This is a genomic window from Mycobacterium sp., from assembly GCF_035623875.1.
GTDB lineage: Bacteria > Actinomycetota > Actinomycetes > Mycobacteriales > Mycobacteriaceae > Mycobacterium.
Genome location: NZ_DASPSP010000131.1, coordinates 1 through 6722 on the forward strand (window position 1 = coordinate 1; position 6722 = coordinate 6722).

Below are 6722 nucleotides of genomic sequence, written 5' to 3' on the forward strand. Positions count from 1 at the left end.
CGGCGAACGTCGATCACCTCTTTACCGGATTGGTCGGCGGCAACGGGAGCTCCGCCCACCTCGCTGGCTGCCCGCTTCGGGTCGTGCTCCGGCGAGCTCATCGCAGCAGTCCGCGCATCTCGATCGTCGGCCTGGCGGCCAGCGCCGCCTGTTCGGCTTCGGCGATGGCCTGCTCACGGTTGACGCCCAACGGCATCTCCTGAATCTTGTCGTGCAGCTTGAGGATTGCGTACAACAGCATCTCCGGACGGGGCGGACAGCCGGGCAGGTAGATGTCCACCGGCACAACATGGTCCACGCCCTGGACGATCGCGTAGTTGTTGAACATCCCGCCCGACGACGCGCACACGCCCATGGAAAGCACCCATTTGGGCTCGGCCATCTGGTCGTAGATCTGACGCAGCACCGGCGCCATCTTCTGGCTGACCCGGCCGGCCACGATCATCAGATCGGCCTGCCGGGGTGTTGCCGAAAACCTCTCCATGCCAAAGCGGGCGATGTCGAATCGGGGGCCGGCGGTGGCCATCATCTCAATCGCGCAGCACGCCAATCCAAACGTTGCCGGCCACAACGAGTTCTTGCGGAAGTAGCCCGCCAGTGTTTCGACGGTCGTCAGCAAGAGACCGCTCGGCAGCTTCTCCTCCAGACCCACGTCTTACCTCAATCCCAGGTCAGGCCGCCGCGGCGCCACACGTACGCGTAGGCCACAAAGACGGTGAGCACGAACACGACCATCTCGACCAGCGCGAATACCCCTAGCTTGTCGTAGCTGACCGCCCATGGGTAGAGAAACACGATTTCGATGTCAAAGACGATGAACAGCATCGCTGTCAGGTAGTACTTCACCGGGTACCGCTGCCCGCTGCCGGCGTGCGGCGCATTGGCCGGCTGGTCGCTGGGTTCGATGCCGCACTCGTAGGCCTCCAGCTTCGCCCGGTTGTAGCGCGAAGGACCGATGATCTGGGCGATGGCGACCGAGCCGAGGGCGAAAGCAGCCGCGATCCCCCCAAGCACCAGGATGGGTAGGTACAGATTCATGCTGCGAAGACGCTCCCTCACTGGTTGTCCATGGCCTGACTCACTGTGAGCGCAACCACAGCCTAGCGATCGTGTCTAGTCCCGCGCTCAGCAGTCTAGATGTGACCTCTCCCCACCGCCCGGTGGGTGGTCGGCCGCCCGAAGTACGCGACGGCCGGACGGCTATCCTTTGGTCACGAATCGCCAAGGGCACGAGGCTATTTCGCTGGCTGGTAAGGCGACGGCGGGATCGGGGCCGTCGCACTGTCAGGCCGCGATCGGCGGCCGGTGTTCGGGTGCGCTCTGCAGACGCTGTTCAGCTAATGCACCGGAGGGCGCAGCAGCTCGAGCACCGTCCGGCTGAGCCGGATCGGATCGATCGGCTGCGGGACCGAGGCCTCAGCGCGCGACCAGTTGGCCAGCCAGGCATCGTCGCGCCGTCCGGTCAGCACCACGACCGGCGGTCCCTGCGCAATTTCGTCTTTCAGCTGCTTCGCGATGCCCATGCCGCCGGTGGGGGTCGCCTCGCCGTCAAGGATGGCCAGATCGATGCCTCCGGCGTCCACCTGCTGGATGACTACCGGTCCGGTGGCCACCTCGACGTAGCTCAGCTCGGGCAGATCCGGGTGCACCCGTTTGCCCAATGCCAGCATGACGTCCTGTCGGGTCTTGGCGTTGTCGCTGTACACGAGGATCCGCAGTGGGCTGGTGGCAGACACGGTGCAGATCGTACTGCCCAGCGACGATGCCGGCCGCATAGCGGCCTGATGGGGTCTACCGGGGCGCCCGCACGAAACAGGCGTCGGCCGACGCTGTCGCCCGCTCGGCGATCATGCCGAGCCGGTTCCAGCCCAGGCCGAACTGGGCCCGGTCGACCTCGATTTTCGCCAAGACCCGCACCGAGCCGTCGTCGAGCAGGATGATCCGGACCGGCAGCGGCACCGAGGCGGTGACCCCCTTGATGCTGAGGGTGGCGCGTAAATCTGCGGCGTTACCGGTGGTCGGTTGCACGGCGGTAACGACGACGCTGATCTCCGGGAAGCGTTCGGCGTCGAAGAAATCGTCGGACAGCAGATGCTGGTCGCGTTTACGGATTCCGGTTCGCAACGACGCCACCTGGATGTCGAGGCGGCCGAAGATGGCCCCCTTGCCGGTGATCTGGCCGTCGCCGTTGACGTCGGTGAATCGGCCTTTGACGGTGATCAGGCCCCACATGTTTCTGATCTTGAAGCTGATCGTGGATTCGTCGGGAACGAGGTTCCATACCCCCGCGGTGTCAGGATCGCTCAGCAATATTTCCACTGTGGTCATGCGCGCCGCTCCTTCTCATCGCTTCGCGCTGCATCGTCGTCGGCGCGGGTCATCGGCACCTCCGTTGCCGGCTAGTTCATCAACGGGGCGAGTTCGGCCGGGTCGAAGTACTCATCGATACGGCTGATCAGGGGTTGAGAACTAGGGGAGACCCCCAACTTAATCACGATGCAGACCCGCAGGGCGATCAATGCGCCGTCGCGGCCGGTGGCGTGCAGGATGTGCTGCTGGACGAAACCGTCGGGGAACAGCTGGCGGTCGAGGATTTCATAGCGGCGTTGCGTGGTGACCCCGATGAACCAGTGCAGCACCTTCAGCGCCCGCTTTTTATCGTCGTCGCGGTGGGCGCCCACCCGCCATACCGCGATGTCGTCATCGAAGAGCCGATTGAGCGTCGCCTCATCGCTTCGCTCGATCGCCGCGAACAGCTGGCCGGCCACCTCGGCGATGACGTGCTGACTGTGGCCGGGGCCGGTAGCGGGCACTGGGTGTCTTTCTATTCGTTCTGGTAACCGGGATGCGCCACCGACAGCCGGTGACTTACCAACGCGCGCAGAGCCGATTGCACTTGTCCGCTGCGCTCGTCCAGCATCCCAGCACGAATAGCGGCAGCCAACTGGGCTTCGTCGTCAAACCCGACGCCGGCCAGCACACCGGTGACATCGTCGGCCGAGTCGACGAGCAATTCACGTTCGACGATGCGCAGCACGTTGGCCGCAACCCGGGCATGGAAATTGACCTGGCCGGCCGTCGACTCCCGGACGTCCGTTTCGAGGAACTCGGCGACCGCACCGACAAGCTCAGCCGCGGTGGGGCGGCCGTGCAGTGGGTTGGACGAAGCGGCCTGGAACGTCATCACAGCGCGGGCGCCTCGGGACCGCGATCCACACCCGTGCGCAGCTTCACCGATGCCGAGTAAGCGAGGGTGCGGAACCGCAGCACTGGATCATCCGAGGGCTCGATGCCGTCGGTGACGCGCATGGGATCGAATACGACGATGTCACCGCCATGCTCGCGTTCCGTGTCGACGCCCGTGATGGCGAGGGTGCCGACGGTAACGGTTTGGGTGCTGTGCCACGGTTTGGATGGATCGACGGTCGAATCGCCCTCCGCCGCGACCTGGACTTGGTAGGAGAACCGGACCGGTTCGGTCGCGAGGCGCTCGTCGAGTTCTTCGGTCAAGAAGTTCGCGCTCTTCGTCTTAGCGACGTCCGGGGACAGGAACTGTTCGCCCGCGGCCGGAACCAAGTGGTAACGAACGAATCGCGCGCTGCCGTCGGCGGCGACCCAGCGGAAAGCGTGCAACCCGTGGTACGCGACGGTGCCGTAGCTGACCGGCACTCGATTCGCGGCGCGCACGACCGGTAACGCGGCCAAGAAACGGGGGTGGGTGGCGATGTAGCCGGCGAGGCGCAGCGGTGCGGTCGCCCCAGGGCGCGACGCACGGAGTAGGTCGATGAAGCCGTCGGGTGTGCTGGCCGGAAATAGCTTCGCGGTCTGCGTGGATACGTCGGTGGTCCGCCCGTCCGGCAGTGTGAACTTCACCGCCAACCCGCGCACCCCTGGAGCATTGTCTGGCTGCGCCGGATTGCCTGACCCACTGGAGAATCGGATCAGCGCGGGCACGTCAGAGCCGTTGAGGTGTGCGGCGCGGGAGAGTTGGGCGGCGTCGGTGGTGGCGGTGAAGGTGCCGCGGTACAGCTTGCCCTTGGCGTGCAACGCCCGGTAGCCGGGTTGTGCCCCGCCAGTTTCGCGGATGGTGTCGATGGCTTGCTCAGGAGTGACCACAGCGGCATCTTAGGCACTCAACGGGCATCTGGCGCAGCCTTATTTAGCAACGTGAGCAGATCCCACTCGGTCTCGCAGACGCGGCGGCCGATCGCCGCCAGCTCCACCGAGCGGGTCTGCCCGCTCAAGTGGCGCTCCGCTTGGTAGCGGCAGATGACACCCCAGCGCAGCGTGGCCAGCACCAACCACCAATGAAACGCCACCCGATCGACCGTAGCCCCGCCGGCCTGTTCGTAGGCGGCAAGAAAATCCTCGACACTGCCTAAGCCGCCGGCAGCGCGGTCGGCCGGAGCGCCGAACCGCCAAGCCCGGATGCAGAACCAGGCCAGGTCTTCATAGACCTCGCCGATGTGCACCAGCTCCCAGTCCAGCACGGCCGCCAGCTGGGATCCGTCGATGATGAGGTTGCCCATCCGGTAGTCGCCGTGCACTAGGCGCGACGGTGACGGCGCGGGCCGGTGGGCGGCGAGCCACCGAAAAGCCCACTCGAATGTGGCGGTGGTGTCGCTGATGGCGTCCAGTCGGCCGCGCCATTCCGCGAGTTGATCCTGGGCCGAAAGCTCCGGGTCGTGCGGTTCGGCCCGATGGATGGCGGCCAGCGCGTGCGCGCACTGACTCAGCAACCGGGCCCGACCCGCTTCGTCGAGTTGGCGTTCTATGCGCCGAACGATGGTCTCGCCTTTGATCTCATCGCAGATCAAAAACGGATTGCCCAGTGCGGCAGGCGAATCGTCGGCAACCAAAATCTGGGGAACCGGCGCGCCGGCGGCCGCGGCGGCAGCCTGAGCGCGGGCTTCGAGCTCCATTCCGGCGTGCAGGTCGTCAGGGGGGCCGATGCGCAGGATCAGCGACCGCCGTTCATCGGGGGTGACCGCATCGAATGCCCACGTGGTTCGGCTGGCACCGCCGGTCAACGCGCGCAGATTGTCGATCGCCACGTCGCGGCCCAGTATCGGGTGCAACACCACGGGCAAGCTGTCTTGCAGGGTCACTTTTTACCGAACTTGAACAACCGTTGCGCCACCCGGCGAATCTGAATCTCCTCTGCACCCTCGGTGATCCGGTAGCGGCGGTGGTGACGGTAGATGTGCTCGAAGGGTTCGTGACGGCTGTAACCCAGGCCACCGAAAATCTGCATGGCACGGTCCGCGGCGTCGCAGACCAGTCGGTTTGCCCGATAGTTGGCCATCGAGACTTTGTCGGACACCTCCATGTGGTGGTTGCGGTCCAAATGCCAGGCCGCGTACTGCACCAGTAGCCGCACCATCTGGGCCTCGGTCTGCAGCTCGGCCAGCGGCCACTGCACGGCCTGGTTGACCGCCAGCGGCTTGCCGAACACCGTTCGTTCGCCGGCGTATTCGGCGGCCCGATCGATGCAGTATTGCGCCGCGCCCAGGCTGCTGGCCGCTTGCCGAATTCGGTTCTCGTGCAGGAACGTTTGCGCAACCTCCAGCCCTCGATCCACTTCACCGAGTACCGCGTCGGCGGGCACCCGGACGTCATTGAGCTCGACTTCGCCGTGATCAGTGGGCATGTTGAACGTCCACCAGTAGTACGGGACGGTGAATCCCGGCGCGCTGGTTGGCACCAGGAACGCGGTGATGCCGCGGGCCTGCCCCGGCTCGCCGGATGTGCGGGCGAAGATCAAGTCATGTGTGGCGCGGTGGACGCCGGTGTTGAATCGCTTGGCGCCGTTGATCACCCAGTCGTCGCCGTCGGGTTTGGCGTGCGTTTCCAGCCAGGTCGCATCGGATCCGTGCTGCGGCTCGGTGAGCCCGAAGGCCATGGATCGTTCTCCGGTGATCAGCGCCTCTGACCACAGGGCGCGTTGCGCATCGGTGCCGAAGCGTTCCATCATAATCACCTGCGGGAAGTTGCCGACGATCGATGATTCGTTCTGTAAGTCGTTGTGCAGGCCAAGGCCTTTGTGCGCCAGATGCTCCCGGATGACGGCCATGTCGACGTTGGTGCCGTCGCGGCCACCCAGCGACGTCGGCAATCCATAGCGCAGCCAGCCGGCCTTGTCGGCCCGTCGGCGCATCTCGGAGAGCAGATCCTCCCACTCTCGGGTCGGGATGCCGTCGTTGTCCCAATCGGTGCGGGCATGCTCCCGGCGCTGGTCGAAGTACTGCATGTTCTCGGCTTGCAGCGGGGCGATCTCACGTTCGATGAACGCATCCATGTCGGCGAGTAGTCCCGGAAGGTGTTCTGGCAGAGTGAAATCCACTGCTATCTCCTTAAGATCTTGTTACGCTGCCGTACAGGGTTCTTTTCCAGATCGTCGACAACGTTGCAATCGCATCCTCGTCGTTGATCTCTAGGCCAAGGCCGGAGGACCCGACGAACACGGTGGTGAAGTTCTCGAACAACAAGGCGATGGCCGCGGCGGTGTGTTCTGGGTTGAGCTCGGTTCCGTAGCCCTGTTCCTGGGCACGGCGTGCCGAGGCCGCGACGATGTCCATGCCGAATCGCCGGAATTCGTTCTGGACGGCGGCGAACCGTTGCTGGGTCGCCGCCAGCTGCGCTACGGCGATCATGATGCCGATGTTCTGCTTGAACATGTTCCAGTAACCAGTGACCACGGCGGTAAAGAACGCGTCGTCATC

9 protein-coding genes and 1 pseudogene are annotated in these 6722 nt (G+C 64.9%); all 10 read right to left on the reverse strand.

The annotated features are described in order from the left end of the window. Positions 1-97 precede the first annotated feature (97 nt). Positions 98-652, reverse strand: a complete 555-nt coding sequence (locus tag VEI45_RS10580) for an NADH-quinone oxidoreductase subunit B family protein (protein WP_324852871.1) — start codon at positions 650-652, stop codon at positions 98-100. An 8-nt stretch (positions 653-660) separates the two neighbouring features. Next, positions 661-1038 (reverse strand): NADH-quinone oxidoreductase subunit A, encoded by a 378-nt coding sequence (locus VEI45_RS10585; RefSeq protein ID WP_324852887.1) that lies wholly within the window; start codon positions 1036-1038, stop codon positions 661-663. Between the two features lie 299 nt (positions 1039-1337). Then, on the reverse strand, positions 1338-1775 hold the full coding sequence (locus tag VEI45_RS10590; protein ID WP_324852873.1) for a hypothetical protein: 438 nt from the start codon (positions 1773-1775) through the stop codon (positions 1338-1340). Between the two features lie 16 nt (positions 1776-1791). Continuing rightward, positions 1792-2328 (reverse strand): YceI family protein, encoded by a 537-nt coding sequence (locus VEI45_RS10595; protein WP_324852875.1) that lies wholly within the window; start codon positions 2326-2328, stop codon positions 1792-1794. A 71-nt stretch (positions 2329-2399) separates the two neighbouring features. Beyond that, positions 2400-2813, reverse strand: coding sequence for a DUF4440 domain-containing protein (locus tag VEI45_RS10600; RefSeq protein ID WP_324852877.1), 414 nt, complete (start codon positions 2811-2813; stop codon positions 2400-2402). 11 nt (positions 2814-2824) lie between these two features. Then, positions 2825-3184 (reverse strand): DUF6285 domain-containing protein, encoded by a 360-nt coding sequence (locus VEI45_RS10605; protein WP_324852879.1) that lies wholly within the window; start codon positions 3182-3184, stop codon positions 2825-2827. Next, positions 3184-4116, reverse strand: a complete 933-nt coding sequence (locus VEI45_RS10610; RefSeq protein ID WP_324852881.1) for a catalase family peroxidase — start codon at positions 4114-4116, stop codon at positions 3184-3186. Before VEI45_RS10610 ends, VEI45_RS10605 begins: the two co-directional genes overlap by 1 nt. Before the next feature lie 17 nt (positions 4117-4133). Beyond that, complete coding sequence (locus tag VEI45_RS10615) at positions 4134-5102, reverse strand: phosphotransferase family protein (protein ID WP_414687446.1); 969 nt, start codon at positions 5100-5102, stop codon at positions 4134-4136. Between the two features lie 2 nt (positions 5103-5104). Further along, a complete protein-coding gene (locus VEI45_RS10620; protein ID WP_324852885.1) occupies positions 5105-6343 on the reverse strand; it encodes an acyl-CoA dehydrogenase family protein in 1239 nt (412 codons plus the stop codon). 10 nt (positions 6344-6353) lie between these two features. After that, positions 6354-6722: pseudogene (locus VEI45_RS10625) on the reverse strand (TetR/AcrR family transcriptional regulator); the annotation flags it as partial.